The organism is Streptomyces sp. NPDC021224 (assembly GCF_044332905.1).
Lineage (GTDB): Bacteria > Actinomycetota > Actinomycetes > Streptomycetales > Streptomycetaceae > Actinacidiphila.
Map to the genome: position 1 here is coordinate 224826 of NZ_JBIRPW010000009.1, position 17447 is coordinate 242272.

The following is a 17447-nucleotide window of genomic DNA, read 5'->3' on the forward strand; positions in this document are numbered from 1 at the left end:
GCGGTGGGCGTCGCGATCGACCGGCCCACCACCGGGGGCGAGGTCCCGGTGGTGGCGTCGCCCGGCAGGGCGTGGGGCTCAGTGCAGGCGCGTGGCCCGCAGGTGGCTGGCGACCGGGGCGAGCGCGGCGTGGTACGCCGCGAGGCCGTCCCGGTCGATGAGGTCGATGAAGTGCTCGCGCACCGACGCGACATGCCGCGGCGCGACCTCCCGCATCGTGTCCCAGCCGTGCTCGGTGAGCACGGCGTAGAGCCCGCGCCGGTCCGACTCGCAGTTCTCCCGCCGCACGTACCCGGCGGCCTCCATGCGCGTGATCTGGTGCGAGAGCCTGCTCTTGCTCTGCAGGGTGGATTTCGCGAGGTCGCTCATCCGCATGCGGTGGTCCTCGGCCTCGGAGAGGTTGACGAGGATCTCGTAGTCGTTGTTGGTCAGTCCGAAGGGTTGCAGGTCGCGCTCCAGCTGGTACATGAGCAGCCGGCTGACATCGAGGTGGACGCGCCAGGCGCGCTGCTCCTCCTCGCTGAGCCAGGTCGTCGCGCTGTCCGCGGTCTCCGTCGTCATGGGCGAATTCTACCGTCCGTTGAAATTCGTACGTTCACCCGGGTAGCGGGGCCGTCACCGTGTGCAGCGGCTGCCGTCAGCTCCCGGGGCGGGCCGCGCCGGGTACGCCGGGGCCGGCGCTCATGGGGACGCCGCCGGTGTCCGTGCCGGGCATGAGGTCCTCGGTGGACTGCAGCAGCACCTGCCCGGCGCCGCTGAACTCGAACTGGTGCTCCTCACCGGACGCGCCGCCGATACCGGTGAGCGCGCGGATGCCGCCGAGGACGCCGCGCATGTAGGCGTGGTCGTAGTGGTGGCAGGGGCTCGGGCAGTCGGCCCAGCCGACGAGGGCCTGCGGGTCGACGCGGATGGGCGGTTCGACGAAGTGCACCGCGCCGTTGGAGGCGGCGACGAACTTGCCGGTGCCGAGCAGCGTCAGGAAGCCGGGGATGATCGACTGCTTGAGGGTCAGTCCGGGCTGGAAGGCCAGCAGGTTGCCGGAGCGGATGGTGAGGTTGCCGTCGTCGAGGTCGTAGGAGTTGATGTCGTACGCCCGGTCGGCGAGCAGCATCTTGCCGCGGCCCTGGGCGACGACCCAGGCGGCCGCGTGCAGGGGGGAGTGGAAGTTCGCGGCGACGAGGCGGTCGAGCGGGCCGTGGCCGATGCCGTGGAAGTCGATCTGCCCGTAGTAGGCGATCATCTTCCCCTTCTGGAGGAACCACTGCCCGTCGAGGTCGACGCTGAAGGCGTACGGGTTGACGTTGTCGTTGCTCGGCAGCGTGAAGGCGTCGAAGACGACGGGGCCCTGGGCGGGGTGGGTCACAGCTTCTCCTCCGAGGCCTGGACGTAGACCGTGCCCTGGCCGCTCAGTTCGAGCTGGAAGGCCTCGCCGGAGCCGCGGCCGACCATCTCGCGCCAGCCGATCGCGGTCACGAGCTTGTTGCGCAGGTCGCCGCGGTGCGCGACGTACGCCTGCGGATCGACGTGGACGGGGCGGCCGGGCGTGACGTGCAGCTCGAAGACGCCGCCGTGCGCCATGACGGCGACCGAGCCCTTGCCCTGGAGCGTGGTGGTGAACAGCCCCTGGCCGGTGGCCTGGCCCCGTATCACGCCCATCACCCCGCCCTGCGAGCCCATGAACATGGTGCCCTGGGCGAGGGAGCCGTCGAAGGCGAGCAGCCGGTCGGCCTCGACGTAGAGCGTCTCGCCGGTGAGGTCCACGGAGTGGATGTGGTGGCCGCCGTGGCCGAACAGCACGGTGCCGTCGCCCTCGACGACCATGAGCGGGGTGGCCTCGTTCGCCACCCGGCGGCCGATCATGCCCATCACGCCGCCCTGCCCGCCGGTGATGCTGGGGGTGAAGGTGACGGCGCCGCGGTAGGCGAGCATGGCGCCGCGCTGGCTGAACATCCGCCGGCCGGGCACGACGCGGGCCTCGACGAGCTTGGAGTTGATCCGGGTGAAGGGCATCAGATCTGGCCCCCGATGGCGTTGCGCTCGCTGGGCTGGACGTAGACCAGGCCGTCGCCCTCGAAGTGGATGCGGAAGCTCTCCCCCGAGCCCTCGCCGACGAGGGTGCGCAGGGACACGTAGCTGCGCAGCTGCTGGCGCAGATCCCCGGTGTGGGCGACGTACGCCTGCGGGTCGACGACCAGCGGGGTGCCGGGGGTGACGCGCAGCACGATCGCGGGCCCGTCGGACATGATCGCGGCCTGTCCGGTGCCCTCGACGGTGGTGGTGAACAGCCCGTTGCCCTGCGAGGCGCCGCGCAGCCCGGTGAAGGTGGTGCCGGTGCGCAGCGACGACTCGGTGACCAGCAGGTTGCTCGCCTCGACGTGCAGCTTCTCGCCGGTGAGCCGGACGAGGTTGATCTCGGTGGCCCGGTCGGCGAAGTACACCGTGCCCTGGCCCCTGACCTCCATGACGGCCATCGCCTCGCCCGTGACGCGCCGGGTGACCAGGCCCCGCAGGCCCTCGCCGCCGCCGGTCATCTTCTTGAAGGTGACCTCGCCCTCGTAGGCGACCATGGCGCCCTTCTTGGCCTTGACCGCGTCACCCGCCAGGTCGACGGCGAGGACGCGGCTGCCCTGGAGCCGGAAGACGGCCATGCCTCAGCCGGCCTCGGTGGCCGTACGCGGGCGTACGGGCAGCGGTTCGGGCTCCTCGCCGGGGGCGCCGGCCGCCTCCTGGACCTCCAGCAGCGAGGCGCTGCGGCGCGCGGCCTCGAAGGCCCTGTGACCGCCGCGCAGGCCGAACAGCCGCTTGCCGAGCAGGATGTAGAGGACGGCGAGGACGTTGAGCGCCAGGGTGCCGATCTTGAAGTAGCTGACCTTCTCCGTCAGCTCGTAGACCTCCAGCGGCAGGAAGGCGGCGGTCGCGACGACGGTCAGGTACTCCGCCCAGCGCTTGGCCCACCACAGGCCGAAGCCCTCGACGATCTCGATGAGCGCGTAGCCGAGCAGCGCGGCCGCGACGATCTGCAGCGTCGACTTCTTGTAGTCGAAGAACTTCCGGATGGAGTCGACGACCGGCGAGTGGTCGAGGTCGTAGTGGAAGTGGTCGGCGACCGGTTTGAAGGCCGTCAGGTCGTCCTCGAAGAGCTTGCGGACCGCGTCCTGGGAGTTGCTGAACTTCCACACCGCCCAGGCCGCGATGACGATGAGCAGCCCGCGCAGGATCCGCTCGACGGCGAGGAAGCGCAGGATGAACAGGTCGCGCAGCGCCCGGCCGCGCGGTACGAGCGGCGCCATGTCGGCGGGGCCGGAGCCGTGCGGCTCGCCGAGCACGAAGTCGCCGCAGCGCAGGCAGCGCCACACCTCGCCGACCGCGGTGGCGGCGTGCAGCCGGGCGCGCAGCCGCAGCTCGTCGGGCGCGTAGGTGATGTGGCCCTTGCGCGCGCAGTGCCGGCGGTCCCAGTCGATGCTCATCGTCCCTCGGTCCCCGTGGGTGTTCGGTGTCGTGCACTCATCACGAACGGTGTCGTGGACAGGGACGCTACCGCCCTTCGCGCGGTTTCCTCGCCCCGGACCTACCCCCGGGGCAGGTCGTCGATGCCGGGGGTTGATAATGGGGAGGTCTTGTGAATGCGATCACAAGACCGGATCGCGAACCGTCCCGACCGGCCGGACCGGCCCGCCCCGTACGACAGTGAGGTACCCCGTGGACCTGAAGACCGCCGGCGCGCTGCGCAGGCTGCGCCTGATCTCCGCCCCCGAGGCGGTCTCCTTCCTGCTGCTGCTCGTCTGCTCGGTGCTCAAGCGCGCCACGGACTTCAACGCGGTGCCGGTCATGGGCATGGTGCACGGCATCCTCTTCATCCTGTACGTCGTCTTCTGGGCGCTGGCCTGGCGCAGCGCCCGGTGGGGCTGGAAGCGCGCGGGCTGGCTGCTCCTGCTGTCGGTGCTGCCGACCGGCGGCTTCTTCGCCGAGCGCACGCTGGCCCGCGAGTCGGAGGCCGCCGTGACCGCGGCGGTGGCCGCGCACGGGCGCTCCGAGGCGGTGGGCGCGTGATCGTCGCCTTTTCCGTCACACCGCTGGGTGTCGGCGAGGAGGTCGGGGAGTACGTGGCGGACGCCGTGCGGGTGGTGCGCGAGTCCGGGCTGCCGAACCGCACGGACGCGATGTTCACCTCGGTCGAGGGCGAGTGGGACGAGGTGATGGACGTCGTACGCCGCGCCGTCGCCGCGGTCGAGGCGCGGGCGCCGCGGGTCTCGCTCGTCCTCAAGGCCGATCTGCGGCCGGGGGTGACCGGGGGCCTCGACTCCAAGGTGGCCACGGTCGAACGGTATCTGGCCGACTGACAGCAAGATCCGGACATCTTCCGGAAGCACCGCGGTCACGTTCGCGTCATGTGCGGAAGCCGTACCGCTGCTGTGCGGACCCGGTGACTCCGGCCGCCGCAGGGCCCGTCCGGCAGGTCAGAGCAGCCCGCCGGTGGCCAGCGCGATGCCCAGCGGGGTGCGCTCGTAGAGCACCTGGTGGCCGTAGCGGCGCGAGGTCAGCAGGCCCGCGTCGCGCAGCACCGCGAGATGCGCGGACACCGACGACATGGCCATCACATGCCGGTGGGCCAGCGCGGTGGTGGTGCTGGGGGCGTCCAGCCCGCTGAGTATCGCCGCGCGGTTGGCGCCCAGCAGCCGCACCAGGGTGTCGGACGCGGTCGGTCCGCCGGGCGCCCACAGACCGCCGATGCCGCGCGCGGGATAGACGACGACGGGCTGCCAGGGCGGGTCGAAGGCGCCGCCCGCCTCGGGCCAGAAGAAGACGCTGGGCACCAGCACCAGGCCGCGCCCGGTGGGTTCCGGCAGCGGCCCCGCGGTGCCGGGGGTGGTCAGGGCGCCGTCGGACCAGTGCAGCCTGGGGTGCAGCCCGGTGAAGAGCCGCTGCATGCCCCCGTCGGCGAGCCGCCGGGCGTGGTAGGCCACGTCGGCCTCCAGCACCGCGCGCAGCCGCGGCCAGTGCGGGGCCAGCAGCGCCGCCCAGACGTGCTCGAAGAGCCCGGCGAGCTGCTGCACGGTGCCCGCCGGGTCGTTGAGCATCGCGCGGCCCCGGCGGCTGTCCGCGGCGCCCGGGGTCTGGGCGAGGGAGGCGGCCAGCTGACGGCGGGCGGTGGCCGCCGGGGTGGCCCGGACCCGGTCCAGCTCCTCGTCGAGCGAGGCGAGCGGCAGGTCCGGGACGGGCTGCAGGAAGTCGGGGCCGTAGCCGTGTTCGGGCGCGAGCAGCCACAGCGGGGCGAGGTCCAGCCCGGCCGCCGCGGCCCGTACCTGCCGCAGCCACGGCAGGTGGTGGCCGTGCCGGTCGGGGCGGGAGAGCGTACGCACCGCGCCCTGCGTCTCGCGCAGCGGGGAGATCGCGAAACGGCACTTGAGCAGGTCCTCAGCCGCAAATCGCATGCGAAGCGACATCATGACCCCCAAGATTCGGCTGTACGCGAAAGACTACACGTGGGGTCCGAGTGGCTCCAGGGTGATGGCATGACAACGGACAGCGAGCACCCGCCACGCGGGGTCGACCCCGCTTCGCCGGCCGGAGAAACACGCGCGGAAACCCGCGCGGAAAGCGCGGACGTCCCGCGGAACACCGCCAACACCCCCGGCGGCCAGCAGGAGAACCAGCGGGAAACCGCGCCCGCCATCGGCTACGGAGCGGTCTTCCGGATACGCGAATTCCGCCCGATCTTCGCCGCGCACGTGCTGTCCATGCTCGGCGGGGTGCTCGCCGAGGTCGCGCTCGCCGTCCTCGTCTACGCCGAGACCGGCTCGGCGGTGCTGTCCGCCCTCGTCTTCGCCCTGACCTATCTGCCCTACGCGCTCAGCGGGCTGCTGCTGTCCGGCATCGCCGACCGCTACCCCGCGCGCCGGGTCCTGGTCACCTGCGACGTCCTGTCCTGCGCCTGCGTCGCGGCCACCGCGATACCCGGCACACCCATCGCGGCGCTCTTCGCGCTGCGCGTGGTGATGTCGCTCATCGCGCCGCTGTTCACCGGCACCCGCGCCGCGAGCCTGGCCGACATCCTCACGGGCGAGCGGTACGTGCTCGGCCGCTCGCTGGTGCGGATCGTCGCCCAGGGCTCGCAGATCGTCGGCTTCGGCGTCGGCGGCCTCATCCTGGTGTGGCTCAGCCCGCGTTCCGCGCTGCTGCTGACCGCCGCGACCTTCGCCGGGTCGGCGCTGCTGCTGCGGCTCGGCACCCGCGACCGCCCCGCCCGCGTCACCCACAGCGGGCAACTGCTGCGCGAGTCGCTGCAGTCCGCCGGGCGCCTGATGGCCGACCCGCGGATCCGGGCGCTGCTGCTGATGTGGTGGATACCGCCGATGTTCTTCATCGTCGCCGAGGGCCTGGCCGCGCCCTTCGCCGAGGACGTCGGCGCCGGTTCGGTCGGCTACGGGCTCTTCCTCGCCGCGATGCCCGCGGGCACCGCCGCGAGCGAGATCCTCGCCGGCACGCTGCTGTCACCCGCGGCCCGGGACCGTATCGTCCTGCCGCTGGCCGGCATCTCGCTCGTCCCGCTGGTCTTCTTCGCGATCGACCCGTCGCTGCCGGTGGCGCTCGTCCTGCTGCTGCTGACCGGGCTCAGCGCGGCGTACGCGCTCGGCATGGACAAGTGGTTCGTCACCGACGTGCCCGACCACACCCGCGGCCAGGCCATGACGCTGCTCGGCGCGGGCCTGATGACCCTCCAGGGCCTCGGCATCACCGTCGGCGGCGCGCTCGCCGAATGGGCCCCGCCCTACGCCGTCATCGCCGGGTCGGGCGCGGGCGGCACGGTGTGCGTGCTGCTCGTGCTGCGCGCGGTGCGGCGCACCCGCCAGGCGCCGGTGATGCTCACCGCGTGACGCGCGTCGCCCACCGCGGACCTGCGGGTTCGCCCGGCTCCCGGCGCAGCCGCGGGGCTCAGCGGCGGGTCAGGTAGGCGTGCATCGCACGGTGCAGGGCCTTGTTGACCGCGCCCTGCAACGGCAGTTCCCACTCCCCCACCGTCTCGACGGCCTCCCCGCCGGTGCCCAGCTTCCAGCGCAGCAAGCCGTGCGCGCGGGACGCCGGGTCCAGGTCGTCCGGGACCCCGCGCATGTCGTACACGGCCGCGCCCGCCAGCAGCGCGTCGCACAGCATCCGCCACTGGAGCGCGTTGCTCGGCCGCACCTCGCGGCGGTGGTCGGCGGAGGCTCCCGTCTGGTACCAGACCCGGACCCCGTCCGGAGCGGCCAGCAGCGTGTGCGCGGCCAGCAGTTCGCCCTCGTGGCGGGCGGTGTACAGCCGCATCCGGCCCGGCTGCTCGGCGTTCAGCTCCGCGTACTGCCGCTGGTAGTAATCGAGGTCGCGGCCCAGGTCGAAGCCGTCGCGGCGCTCGGTGACGCGCAGCAGCTCGTGGAAGGCGGGCAGCGTCCGCGGGCCCTCCACGTCGGTGCGCACCCCGCTCTTGCCCGCCTTCTTGATGTTGCGGCGCCACTCCTGGTTGAGCCCCGTCCACAGGTCGTCCAGACCGCGCCCGGCGAGCGGCACCTCGAACACCAGCCGCGGCTGTGCTCCCCCAGCGCTCCGCCTGGGAGGTACCCCCACACCCTGGCCGTCCTCGCCGCAGCGCCGCCAGCCCGACTCGCGCAGCCGGTCGGCGACGGCCGCGCCCAGCGGCTCGACCAGGTCCGGCAGGATGTCCCCCACCCGCCGCCCCGGCCCCACCGCGTCCTTCAACGTCCGCGCCGACCACCGCCGGTAGGCCAGCGGCGGCCCCATCCGTACGGCGAAGGCCCCCGCCTCCCGCAGATGGTCCGCGAGCGGCGCCAGCCACCGCTCCAGCTGCGGATCGGCCCAGTCCACCGCGGGGCCCTCCGGCAGGTACGCGAACAGCCGCCGCAGGCCCGGTAGTTGCCGGTAGAGCACGAGCGCGGTGCCGAGCAGCCGCCCGGCGTCGTCGAACCACCCCAGGCTCTCCGCCCGCCACCCCGACTTGACCCGCCCCCAGGCCGGCGTCTGCAGGAAGCTCGCGGTGTGCCCGCCCGGCCGCCGCAGGAAGGCGGCGTGCAGGTCCGCGCCGATCGGCTCCAGCCGGAGCGCGTTCCCTTCCCCGGCCGGGACACTGGCCTTCGGTACGTGCTGGTGGGTGGTCATCGTCACGACGCGGTCCTCCCCGTACGGCGGTCCGGGAACGGCCCGCTCACGACTTCCCACGCCTGTGCCGGACCGTTTGTGACCGAGAGATTCCCGACACCCCGCGGCTATGTCCCGGGGCGCGCCCCCGCCCCCACACTTTCTGCCGGTGGCCGTTTCGAACCGGGCTGCCACCTCGCGCCGTGGCGGAGCGCAGGAATCGTCGTGGCCGGTCGCGGGCCCACCGCAGGTGGCACCCCGGAGCGAGAGGAGCGCAAGGAACTGCGCGCGGGTCACAGGCGTCACCATGAGCGGAAGACATCCGCAGGGGTCCGGGCGCACCGCCCGGAAGGCCGCCACCGCCCGGTGGCACAAAAGGCCCGCACCCCCCGTCCCGCGCGCGAGCGCGAAGAACAGGGGAACGGGTTGGCGCCGACGGCAACCCGCCCCCGTACGCGACACGCCAAGAAATCCCTCGCCCGCAGCGGCCGGGCGATGATGGCGGGCTCGCTGGTCTCCCGGGCCACCGGGTTCCTCCGGCTCGCGGTGATCACCGCGGCCGTCGGCACCGCCGCGGCGGGCGACGCCTTCAGCGTCGCCAACACCGTCCCGAACATCGTGTACGCGCTGATGATCGGCGGCGCCCTCCAGTCCGTCTTCATCCCCGAGCTGGTGCGCGCGGCGAAGGAGCACGCGGACGGCGGGCAGGCGTACACCGACCGGCTGCTGACGCTGTGCGCGGTGGGCCTGCTCGCGGTGACCGCGCTGGCGGTGCTCGCGGCGCCGCTGCTGGTGTCCGCGTACGCGCCGGAGTTCGACGGGGCGCAGCGCGACCTGACGGTGACGCTCGCCCGCTACTGCCTGCCGCAGATCCTCTGCTACGGCGTCTTCACGCTGCTCGGCCAGGTGCTGGGGGCGCGGGACCGTTTCGCGGCGATGATGTGGACGCCGGTGCTCAACAACCTGGTGGTCATCGCGGTGTTCGGCCTCTACCTGGGCACCGCGCGCGGCGGCATCGACGACGGGGACGCGCTGGTGCTGGGCCTGGGCAGCACCGCGGGTATCGCGGTGCAGGCGCTCGGCCTGCTGCCGTCGCTGCGCGCGTCCGGCTTCCGCTGGCACCCGCGGTTCGACTGGCGCGGTGCGGGCCTGACGCAGCCGATGCGGGCGGCGGTGTGGACGCTGCTGCTGGTGCTGGTCAACCAGGGCGCGTACTGGGTGGTGACCCGGCTGTCCACGTCCGCGGGCGAGCACGCGCTGGCGGCGGGGCACGGCGCGGGCGTCGGCTATGCCGCGTACAGCAACGCGTACAACCTGTGGGTCGTCCCGCAGGGCATCGTGACGGTGTCGCTGGTGACCGCGCTGCTGCCGCGGATGAGCCGGGCGGCGGCGGACGGCGACCACGCGGCGATCGGCGCGGACCTGACGCGCGGGCTGAACGCGTCCGGGGTCGCGGTCGTCCCGGCGGCGCTGGCGTTCGTGACGCTCGCCCCGCAGATCACCGGTGTGGTCTTCCAGCACGGCGCGACGACCGACGCGGACGCGGCGGCGATCGGCTGGATGCTGACCGCCTTCGCGCTCGGCCTGCCCGCGTTCGCCGGCCAGTACCTGCTGGCCCGCGGCTTCTACGCGCTCGGCGACACGCGGACCCCGTTCTTCCTCAACGTCCTCATCGCGGCCGTCAACGCGTCGCTGGCGGCGGCCTCGTACGCGCTGCTGCCGGCCCGCTGGGCGGTCACGGGCATGGCGGCGGGCTACGCGGTGGCGTGCACGGCGGGGCTGCTGGCGACGTCCACGCTGCTGCGCCGCCGGCTGGGCTGGCGCCCGGGGGTGCTGGGCCACCATCTGCGGCTGCTGGGCGCGTTCCTGCCGGGGGCGTACCTGTCGCTGTGGGCGGCGCACGTGTGCACCGACCGGCTCGGTACGGGCCTGGCGGGCGACGCGGCGGGCCTGCTGCTGGGCGGTGCGGCGCTGCTGGCGCCCGCGCTGGTGCTGGCCCGGCCGCTGGGGCTGCGGCTGCGCCCGCGGAGGTCGTGAACCGGCCGCGAAATGGCCGTACTCACAAAAGCGAATACTAAAATCCTTGAGTAAGCTGAGCGGTTCACCCGTCCCCCCGGGCGGGACGGGCGGGAACGGGCGGGAGGGAGCCCCGATGGCACTGCGGCACGCCGTGCTCGCGGCACTGCTCGACAACGAGTTCAGCGGCTACCAGCTGGCCAAGGCGTTCGGCATCGGGGTCGCCAACTTCTGGCACGCGCTGCCCCAGCAGCTCTACGCCGAGCTGTCCAAGCTGGAGAAGGAGGGCCTGGTCGCGGGGCGCGAGGTCGTACAGACCAGCCGCCCCAACAAGCGGGTCTTCACGGTCACCGCGGAGGGCCTCGCGGAGCTGGAGCGCTTCGTCGCCGCCGACTCCAAGCCCACCTTCATCCGCGACGACCTGCTGGTGATGGTCCAGACCGCCGACCATGTCGACCCGGCCCGCGTCATCGCCCAGCTCGACGCGCGCGCCGAATCCTCCCTGGCCCGCATCGCCGGCTACGAGGACCTGCTGGCCCTGCTGCGCGGCGACCTCCCCGAGGCCGACTACCTCCGCGACTCCCCGACGATCGGCCCCTACCTCACCTGCCGCCGCGGCCTCGCGCTCGAACGCGAGACCCGCGCCTGGTGCCTGGAGTCGGCGGCGGTCCTGCGCGCCCGGCAGGACCGGGCGTAGGGCGGGGCCGCTACGCGCCCGTCAGGCCCTCGATGAGGGAGTCCGCCGCCGTGTACGGGTCGAGGGTGCCCTCGGTGACGCGGTGGGCGAGAGCCGGGAGGTCGTGGGAGGAGCCGGGGGCGGTGATGCGGGCGCGCAGCGCGGTGAGGGCGATGGTCTCGATCTCGCGGGCGGCGCGGTCGGCCCGGCGGGTGGCCAGGACGCCGCGCTCCTCCATCCACGCGCGGTGCTTGTCGAGCGCCTCGACGACCTCGTCGACGCCCTCGCCGCGCGCGGCGACGGTCTTGACGATGGGCGGGCGCCAGTCGCCGGGGGCGCGGGACTCCCCCAGGCCGAGCATGTGGTTGAGCTCGCGGGCGGTGGCGTCGGCGCCGTCCCGGTCGGCCTTGTTGACGACGTAGAGGTCGCCGATCTCCAGGATGCCGGCCTTGGCGGCCTGGATCCCGTCGCCCATGCCGGGGGCGAGCAGCACCACGGAGGTGTCGGCCTGCGCGGCGATCTCGACCTCGGACTGCCCGACGCCGACGGTCTCGACGAGGATCACGTCGCAGCCGGCCGCGTCCAGCACCCGGATGGCCTGCGGGGCGGCCCAGGCCAGGCCGCCGAGGTGGCCGCGGGTGGCCATGGAGCGGATGTAGACGCCCGGGTCGGAGGCGTGCTCCGACATCCGCACCCGGTCGCCGAGCAGCGCGCCGCCGGAGAACGGCGAGGACGGGTCGACGGCGAGCACCCCGACCCGGCGGCCCGCCTTGCGGTAGGCGGTCACCAGGGCCGAGGTGGTGGTGGACTTGCCGACGCCGGGCGAGCCGGTCAGGCCCACCACGTACGCCCCGCCGGTGAGCGGCGCGAGTGCGGCCATCACCTCGCGCAGGTGCGGGGAGGCCCCCTCGACCAGCGAGATCAGCCGGGCCACCGCCCGCGGCCGTCCGGCCCGTGCCTGCTCGACCAGCTCCCCGACATCCACCATCGCAGCCGTCCTCCGTAACGTCAGCTCGCCGGCACGTGCAGGATCAGCGCGTCGCCCTGCCCGCCACCCCCGCACAGGGCGGCCGCGCCGGTGCCGCCGCCGCGGCGGCCGAGTTCCAGCGCCAGGTGCAGCACGATACGGGCTCCGGACATGCCGATCGGGTGGCCGAGCGCGATGGCGCCGCCGTTCACGTTCACCTTTTCAGGTGTCACGCCGAGGTCCTTCATGGACTGGACGGCGACGGCCGCGAAGGCCTCGTTGATCTCGATGAGGTCCAGGTCGCCGACCGTCAGCCCCTCCTTGCGCAGGGCGTGCGCGATGGCGTTGGAGGGCTGGGAGTGGAGCGAGTTGTCGGGGCCCGCGACGTTGCCGTGGGCGCCGATCTCGGCGATCCAGGACAGACCCAGCTCCTCGGCCTTGGCGCGGCTCATGACGACGACGGCGGCAGCGCCGTCGGAGATCTGCGAGGCGGTGCCCGCGGTGATCGTGCCGTCGGCGGTGAAGGAGGGGCGCAGCCGGGACAGCGACTCGGCGGTGGTCTCCGGGCGGATGCCCTCGTCCTTGCCGAAGACGACCGGGTCGCCCTTGCGCTGCGGGATCTCGACGGGGGTGATCTCGGCGTCGAACAGGCCGTTCTTCTGCGCGGCGGCGGCCCGCTGGTGGGACAGCGCGCCGAAGGCGTCCTGGTCGGCGCGGGCGATGCCGAGCCGGGTGTTGTGGTGCTCGGTGGACTCGCCCATCGCGATGTTCTCGAAGGCGTCGGTGAGGCCGTCGTGGGCCATGGAGTCGAGCATCTCGATCGCGCCGTACTTGTGGCCGGCGCGGGAGCCGGGCAGCAGGTGCGGGGCGTTGGTCATGGACTCCTGGCCGCCGGCCACCACGATGTCGAACTCGCCGGCCCGGATCAGCTGGTCGGCGAGCGCGATCGCGTCGAGGCCGGACAGGCACACCTTGTTCACGGTGAGCGCGGGCACCGACAGCGGGATGCCGCCCTTGACCGCGGCCTGCCGGGCGGGGATCTGGCCGGCGCCGGCCTGGAGCACCTGCCCCATGATCACGTACTCGACCTGGTCGCCGCGGACCCCGGCCCGCTCCAGCGCGGCCTTGATCGCGATGCCGCCGAGCTCGGCCCCGGAGAAGCCGCGCAGGCTGCCGAGCAGCCGGCCCATGGGCGTACGGGCACCTGCGACGATGACCGAGCGTGTGCTGCTGGTACTGGCTGTCATGGTGCGGATCCCTTCGACAGAAGAGAGGTTAACGAGGGTTAGCGTCAATGTACTGACCGGTAGACGCCACGTCACCCGGCGGAACGTGTGACAGCGCGCACGTTGTGTAATCGCGGGCCTTACGGTGCACTGGTTCCATGCTGACTCGTATCGACCACATCGGGATCGCCTGCTCCGACCTCGACGCGACCGTCGAGTTCTACCGCGCCACCTACGGATTCGAGGTCTTCCACACAGAGGTCAACGACGAGCAGGGCGTACGCGAGGCCATGCTCAGGATCAACGGTACGGACGACGGCGGCTCCTCCTACCTCCAGCTGCTGGAGCCGATCCGGGAGGACAGCGCGGTCGGCAAGTGGCTGGCCAAGAACGGCGAGGGCGTCCACCACATCGCCTTCGGCACCGCGGACGTCGACACGGACTCCGAGGCCATCCGCGGCAAGGGCGTACGGGTCCTCTACGACGAGCCGCGGCGCGGCTCCATGGACTCGCGGATCACCTTCCTGCACCCGAAGGACTGCCACGGCGTCCTGACCGAACTGGTGACCGCCGCCGGAACCCACTCCCCCGCGGCCGCCGACACGCCCTCCGGCGAGCACCGACCTGTCGAGGACCACTGACCTTATCCCCGTGCTGCCCGGTAGAGTGGCCGGGCCGACCGGGGTGGGGTCTGGGTACGCTCCCGCTCCGCGCCGTTGATCTGACACCATTCTTCGTAGGCCCTGATTCAAACAGGGTCACGGAGAAGCTCACCCGGTTGGCGGGTGAGAACGCCAGGAGACCGATGGGACCGCGGAGTGCGGGGCAACGACAGCTACCGGGCTGACGACCACCTCTCTCAGTTCGAGGCCGAGATGGAGCGGCTGCGGACCGAGCGGGGCAAGGCGGTCGATCACGCCGACGACCTCGGCTACCAGGTCGAGGTGCTGCGTGCCAAGCTGCACGAGGCCCGCCGGATGCTCGCCTCCCGCCCCGCGTACGACAACATCGGCCACCAGGCCGACCAGCTGCTGCGCAACGCCCAGATCCAGGCCGACCAGCTGCGCGCCGACGCCGAGCGCGAGCTGCGCGAGGCCCGCGCCCAGACCCAGCGTCTCCTCCAGGAGCAGGCCGAGCACCAGGCCCGCTTCGAGGCCGAGTGGCACGCCGAGGCCATCGCCCGGCGCCGCCAGCTCGACGAGGAGCTGGCCGAGCGGCGGGCCAGCGTCGAGGGCCACGTCAACGAGAACGTCGCCTGGGCCGAGCAGCTGCGCGCCCGCAGCGAGGCGCAGGCCCGCCGGCTGCTGGACGAGACCCGCGCGGAGTCCGAGGCGGCGCTCGCCGCCGCCCGCGCCGAGGCCACCCGGGTCGCCGAGCAGACCAGGGACCGGCTCACCTCCGACGCCCAGGCCGCGCGCGCCGAGGCCGAGCAGGTGCTGCGGCGGGCGCGTACGGACGCCGAGCGGCTGCTGACCGCCGCGTCCTCGCAGGCCCAGGAGGCCACCACCGAGGCCGAGCAGCTGCGCAGCACCAGCCGCAGCGAGTCCGACGAGGCCCGGCAGCGCGCCACCGAGCTGTCCCGGCTCGCCGAGGAGCGCGTCCGGGAGGCCGACGAGCGGCTGCGCGCGGCGACCGCCGAGGCGGACAAGCTGCGCGAGGAGGCCGCCGCGGGCGCCGCCAAGCGGCTGGCCGCCGCCGAGGCCGAGATGGAGCAGCGCACCCGGACGGCCAAGGCCGAGATCGCCCGCATGGTGAGCGAGGCGACCAAGGAGGCCGAGACCGCCAAGGCGGACGCCGAGCAGACCGTCGCCGACGCGCGGGCCGAGGCCGACCGGATCCGTACCGAGGCCCAGGAGACCGCCCGCGCGGCCGCCGCCGAGGACGCGGCCGCGCAGCTCGCACAGGCCGCCCGCTCCGCCGAGGAGATCCTGACCAAGGCGTCGGAGGACGCCCGCTCGACGACCAAGGGCGCGGGCGAGGAGGCCGAGCGCATCCGAAAGGAGGCGCAGGCCGAGGCGGACCGGGTGCGCGGCGAGGCGGAGTCCGCGGCGCAGGAGCTGCGCGGCGCCGCCCAGGACGACACCAAGGAGTACCGGGCCCGCACCGTCGAGCTCCAGGAGGAGGCCCGGCGGCTGCGCGGCGAGGCCGAGCAGCTGCGGGCCGAGGCGGTCGCCGAGGGCGAGCGGATCCGCGGCGAGGCGCGCCGCGAGGCCGTCGGGCAGATCGAGGAGGCCGCCAGCAAGGCCGAGGAGCTGCTGGCCAAGGCCAAGGCGGACGGCGACGAGCAGCGGCAGAAGGCGGCCGGCGAGGCCGAGCGGATGCGCGCGGAGTCCGTGGAGCGGGCCTCCGCGCTGAACACCAAGGCCGAGGAGGCGCTGCGCACCGCGCGCGCCGAGGCCGACGAGCTGCGGGCCGAGGCCGAGCGGCAGGGCGCGGCGGTCCGGGAGGCCGCCGAGCGGGCCGCCGCCGAGCAGCGGGCCGAGGGCGAGACGGTCGTGGCCCGGATGCGCGAGGAGGCCGAGGCCGACCTCGCCCGGCTGCGCGAGGAGGCCGAGGCCCGGGTCGCGGCAGCCGAGCAGAACCTGCGCGAGGCCAGCGCCGAGGCGGACCGACTGCGCGCCGAGGCCGCCGAGGACGCCGAGCGGGTCCGCCAGGAGACCGCCGAGCGGGTCCGGGCCCTGGTCGAGCAGGCCGAGGCCGAGGCCGTACGGCTGCGGGACGAGGCGGCGGCCGACGCGGCGCAGACCCGGGCCGAGGGCGAGAACGTTGCCCTGCGGGTGCAGGCCGACGCGGCCGCGGAGGCCGAGCGCACCCGCGGCGAGGCACAGGAGACCGCCGACCGGCTGCGGGCCGAGGCGTCCGCGGCGGCCGAGCGGCTGGGCGCGGAGGCCGCGGAGGCACTGGCCGGGGCGCAGGAGGAGGCGGCCCGGCGGCGCCGGGCGGCCGAGGAGCACCTGGCGACCGCGCGGGCCGAGGCCGAGCAGGAGCGGGCGCGGGCCCGCGAGGAGAGCGAGGAGCTGCTCGCGGCGGCCCGCAAGCGGGTCGAGGACGCGGCGGCGGAGGCCGACCGGCTGTCCGCGGAGGCGGAGCAGCGGGCCGGCGAGCTGGTCGCGGCGGCCGAGCAGACCGCCCAGCAGGTACGGGACGCGGTCGCGAACCTGCACCACGAGGCCGAGCAGGAGATCGCCGGGCTGCGCTCGGCGGCCGAGCACGCCGCCGAGCGGCTGCGCACCGAGGCGCAGGGCGAGGCGGACCGGCTGCACGCCGACGCCAACTCCGAGCGCGAGCGCGCCGCGGAGGACACCGCGCGGATGCGCCGGGAGGCGCAGGAGGAGTCGGAGGCGGCCAGGTCGCTGGCCGACCGTACGGTCACGGAGGCGATCGAGGAGGCCGACCGGCTGCGCGCCGAGGCCCGCGAGGACGCCAACCGGATGCGTACCGACGCCGCCACGCAGGCCGACACGCTGGTCGGAAAGGCCCGCGAGGAGGCCGAGCGGCTGGGCGCCAAGGCCCGCGCGGGGCTGGCGGAGGCCGAGCAGACCGCGGAGGAGTCGCGGGCCAACTCGCAGCGCATCCTGGACGAGGCCCGGGAGGCTGCCAACAAGCGCCGCAGCGAGGCCGCGGAGCAGGCGGACACGCTGGTCGGCAAGGCGCAGGCGGAGGCCCGGCGGCTCGCCGAGGCGGCCGAGGAGCAGGCCGACACCCTGGTCGCGGCGGCCCGCGCGGAGGCCGAGCGGCTGGTCAACGAGGCGACGGCCGAGGGCAACGGCATGGTCGAGCGGGCCCGTACGGACGCCGACACGCTGCTCGGCGAGGCCCGCCGGGACGCCACGACGATCCGCGAGCGCACCGACGAGCTGCGGCAGCGGGTGGAGTCCGAGGTGGAGGCGCTGCACGACCGCTCCCGCAAGGAGGCCGCCGAGGCGATGCGGGTGGTCGGCGAGCGGGTCGACAAGCTGGTGGCGGCGGCGACCGAACAGCTGCGCGAGGCCGAGCAGAAGGCGGCCGAGATCAAGTCGACCGCGACGTCCGAGGCCAGCAAGGTCAGGATCGCCGCGGTGAAGAAGGTCGAGGGCCTGCTCAAGGAGGCCGAGCAGAAGAAGGCGGAGTCCGAGCGCGAGGCCGAGCGGGTCAAGCGCGAGGCGCGCGCCGAGGCCGAGCACATCGTGGAGCAGGGCCGCCGCGAGCTGGAGACCCTCTCGCGCCGCCGCGAGGACATCAACGCGGAGATCGGCCGGGTGCAGGACGTGCTGGCGGCGCTGGAGCAGTTCGAGGCTCCGGGTGGCGCGGGCAAATCGCCGAAGAGTACGGTCTCGGCTGGAGCCTCCACGGGTCCCACCAGGTCAGGTGGCAAGCGCAGCGACGATCAGCCACTCGATTGAGCGCACATTCTCCATGCCGAATGCGCAATGGCTCGGTGACACGCCGCAAAGCC

Annotated in this window: 16 protein-coding genes; 7 read left to right on the plus strand and 9 right to left on the minus strand. The window is 73.8% G+C overall.

The window, feature by feature from the left end:
• Positions 1-78 precede the first annotated feature (78 nt).
• The 5 genes from ACH4PY_RS23880 to ACH4PY_RS23900 form a co-directional block, all read right to left on the minus strand.
• Positions 79-561 carry a MarR family winged helix-turn-helix transcriptional regulator gene (locus ACH4PY_RS23880; protein ID WP_398186349.1) on the minus strand — a complete coding sequence of 161 codons (483 nt, stop codon included), beginning with the start codon at positions 559-561 and terminating at the stop codon, positions 79-81.
• 76 nt (positions 562-637) lie between these two features.
• Positions 638-1363 carry an AIM24 family protein gene (locus tag ACH4PY_RS23885; RefSeq protein WP_398186353.1) on the minus strand — a complete coding sequence of 242 codons (726 nt, stop codon included), beginning with the start codon at positions 1361-1363 and terminating at the stop codon, positions 638-640.
• Positions 1360-2010 (minus strand): AIM24 family protein, encoded by a 651-nt coding sequence (locus tag ACH4PY_RS23890; RefSeq protein ID WP_398186356.1) that lies wholly within the window; start codon positions 2008-2010, stop codon positions 1360-1362. Before ACH4PY_RS23890 ends, ACH4PY_RS23885 begins: the two co-directional genes overlap by 4 nt.
• Entirely contained in the window at positions 2010-2648 is a 639-nt protein-coding gene (locus ACH4PY_RS23895; RefSeq protein ID WP_398186359.1) for an AIM24 family protein, read from the minus strand. Before ACH4PY_RS23895 ends, ACH4PY_RS23890 begins: the two co-directional genes overlap by 1 nt.
• A 3-nt stretch (positions 2649-2651) precedes the next feature.
• Positions 2652-3467 carry a DUF2127 domain-containing protein gene (locus ACH4PY_RS23900; protein ID WP_398186361.1) on the minus strand — a complete coding sequence of 272 codons (816 nt, stop codon included), beginning with the start codon at positions 3465-3467 and terminating at the stop codon, positions 2652-2654.
• Between the two features lie 232 nt (positions 3468-3699).
• Between ACH4PY_RS23900 and ACH4PY_RS23905 the strand changes: the two genes are divergently transcribed.
• Positions 3700-4050 carry a DUF3817 domain-containing protein gene (locus ACH4PY_RS23905; RefSeq protein WP_398186364.1) on the plus strand — a complete coding sequence of 117 codons (351 nt, stop codon included), beginning with the start codon at positions 3700-3702 and terminating at the stop codon, positions 4048-4050.
• Positions 4047-4340, plus strand: a complete 294-nt coding sequence (locus tag ACH4PY_RS23910) for an MTH1187 family thiamine-binding protein (RefSeq protein ID WP_398186368.1) — start codon at positions 4047-4049, stop codon at positions 4338-4340. Before ACH4PY_RS23905 ends, ACH4PY_RS23910 begins: the two co-directional genes overlap by 4 nt.
• Positions 4341-4457: 117 nt before the next feature.
• On the opposite strand, the gene ACH4PY_RS23915 is transcribed toward ACH4PY_RS23910, so the two are convergent.
• Entirely contained in the window at positions 4458-5444 is a 987-nt protein-coding gene (locus ACH4PY_RS23915; RefSeq protein WP_398186509.1) for a DUF5937 family protein, read from the minus strand.
• A 69-nt stretch (positions 5445-5513) separates the two neighbouring features.
• On the opposite strand from ACH4PY_RS23915, the gene ACH4PY_RS23920 reads away from it, so the two are divergent.
• The gene (locus ACH4PY_RS23920) at positions 5514-6875 is read left to right on the plus strand and encodes an MFS transporter (RefSeq protein WP_398186371.1); all 1362 of its coding nucleotides are present in this window, start codon (positions 5514-5516) and stop codon (positions 6873-6875) included.
• Positions 6876-6933: 58 nt separating this feature from the next.
• On the opposite strand, the gene ACH4PY_RS23925 is transcribed toward ACH4PY_RS23920, so the two are convergent.
• The gene (locus tag ACH4PY_RS23925) at positions 6934-8148 is read right to left on the minus strand and encodes a lipid II:glycine glycyltransferase FemX (RefSeq protein WP_398186512.1); all 1215 of its coding nucleotides are present in this window, start codon (positions 8146-8148) and stop codon (positions 6934-6936) included.
• Positions 8149-8622: 474 nt separating this feature from the next.
• Here ACH4PY_RS23925 and murJ point away from each other — a divergent pair, with 474 nt between their 5' ends.
• Positions 8623-10164 (plus strand): murein biosynthesis integral membrane protein MurJ, encoded by a 1542-nt coding sequence (gene murJ / locus ACH4PY_RS23930; RefSeq protein WP_398186514.1) that lies wholly within the window; start codon positions 8623-8625, stop codon positions 10162-10164.
• A gap of 115 nt (positions 10165-10279) precedes the next feature.
• Entirely contained in the window at positions 10280-10840 is a 561-nt protein-coding gene (locus ACH4PY_RS23935; protein WP_398186374.1) for a PadR family transcriptional regulator, read from the plus strand.
• Positions 10841-10850: 10 nt separating this feature from the next.
• Here ACH4PY_RS23935 and meaB read toward each other — a convergent pair whose 3' ends face one another.
• Positions 10851-11807, minus strand: coding sequence for a methylmalonyl Co-A mutase-associated GTPase MeaB (gene meaB / locus ACH4PY_RS23940; protein ID WP_398186377.1), 957 nt, complete (start codon positions 11805-11807; stop codon positions 10851-10853).
• 20 nt (positions 11808-11827) lie between these two features.
• The gene (locus ACH4PY_RS23945) at positions 11828-13033 is read right to left on the minus strand and encodes an acetyl-CoA C-acetyltransferase (RefSeq protein ID WP_398186381.1); all 1206 of its coding nucleotides are present in this window, start codon (positions 13031-13033) and stop codon (positions 11828-11830) included.
• 137 nt (positions 13034-13170) lie between these two features.
• Between ACH4PY_RS23945 and mce the strand changes: the two genes are divergently transcribed.
• On the plus strand, positions 13171-13653 hold the full coding sequence (mce, locus tag ACH4PY_RS23950; RefSeq protein ID WP_398186384.1) for a methylmalonyl-CoA epimerase: 483 nt from the start codon (positions 13171-13173) through the stop codon (positions 13651-13653).
• A gap of 177 nt (positions 13654-13830) precedes the next feature.
• Positions 13831-17394, plus strand: a complete 3564-nt coding sequence (gene scy, locus ACH4PY_RS23955) for a polarized growth protein Scy (RefSeq protein WP_398186387.1) — start codon at positions 13831-13833, stop codon at positions 17392-17394.
• The last annotated feature ends 53 nt before the right edge of the window (positions 17395-17447 follow it).

Excerpts from the sequence above, each read along its gene's own strand:
- mce (WP_398186384.1), top strand. The coding sequence starts at position 13,171 with ATGCTGACTCGTATCGACCACATCGGGATCGCCTGCTCCGACCTCGAC.
- ACH4PY_RS23935 (WP_398186374.1), top strand. The coding sequence starts at position 10,280 with ATGGCACTGCGGCACGCCGTGCTCGCGGCACTGCTCGACAACGAGTTC.
- ACH4PY_RS23895 (WP_398186359.1), bottom strand. The coding sequence starts at position 2,648 with ATGGCCGTCTTCCGGCTCCAGGGCAGCCGCGTCCTCGCCGTCGACCTG.
- ACH4PY_RS23925 (WP_398186512.1), bottom strand. The coding sequence starts at position 8,148 with ATGACCACCCACCAGCACGTACCGAAGGCCAGTGTCCCGGCCGGGGAA.
- ACH4PY_RS23920 (WP_398186371.1), top strand. The coding sequence starts at position 5,514 with ATGACAACGGACAGCGAGCACCCGCCACGCGGGGTCGACCCCGCTTCG.
- ACH4PY_RS23880 (WP_398186349.1), bottom strand. The coding sequence starts at position 561 with ATGACGACGGAGACCGCGGACAGCGCGACGACCTGGCTCAGCGAGGAG.
- ACH4PY_RS23900 (WP_398186361.1), bottom strand. The coding sequence starts at position 3,467 with ATGAGCATCGACTGGGACCGCCGGCACTGCGCGCGCAAGGGCCACATC.
- ACH4PY_RS23915 (WP_398186509.1), bottom strand. The coding sequence starts at position 5,444 with ATGTCGCTTCGCATGCGATTTGCGGCTGAGGACCTGCTCAAGTGCCGT.
- meaB (WP_398186377.1), bottom strand. The coding sequence starts at position 11,807 with ATGGTGGATGTCGGGGAGCTGGTCGAGCAGGCACGGGCCGGACGGCCG.
- murJ (WP_398186514.1), top strand. The coding sequence starts at position 8,623 with ATGATGGCGGGCTCGCTGGTCTCCCGGGCCACCGGGTTCCTCCGGCTC.
- ACH4PY_RS23945 (WP_398186381.1), bottom strand. The coding sequence starts at position 13,033 with ATGACAGCCAGTACCAGCAGCACACGCTCGGTCATCGTCGCAGGTGCC.
- ACH4PY_RS23890 (WP_398186356.1), bottom strand. The coding sequence starts at position 2,010 with ATGCCCTTCACCCGGATCAACTCCAAGCTCGTCGAGGCCCGCGTCGTG.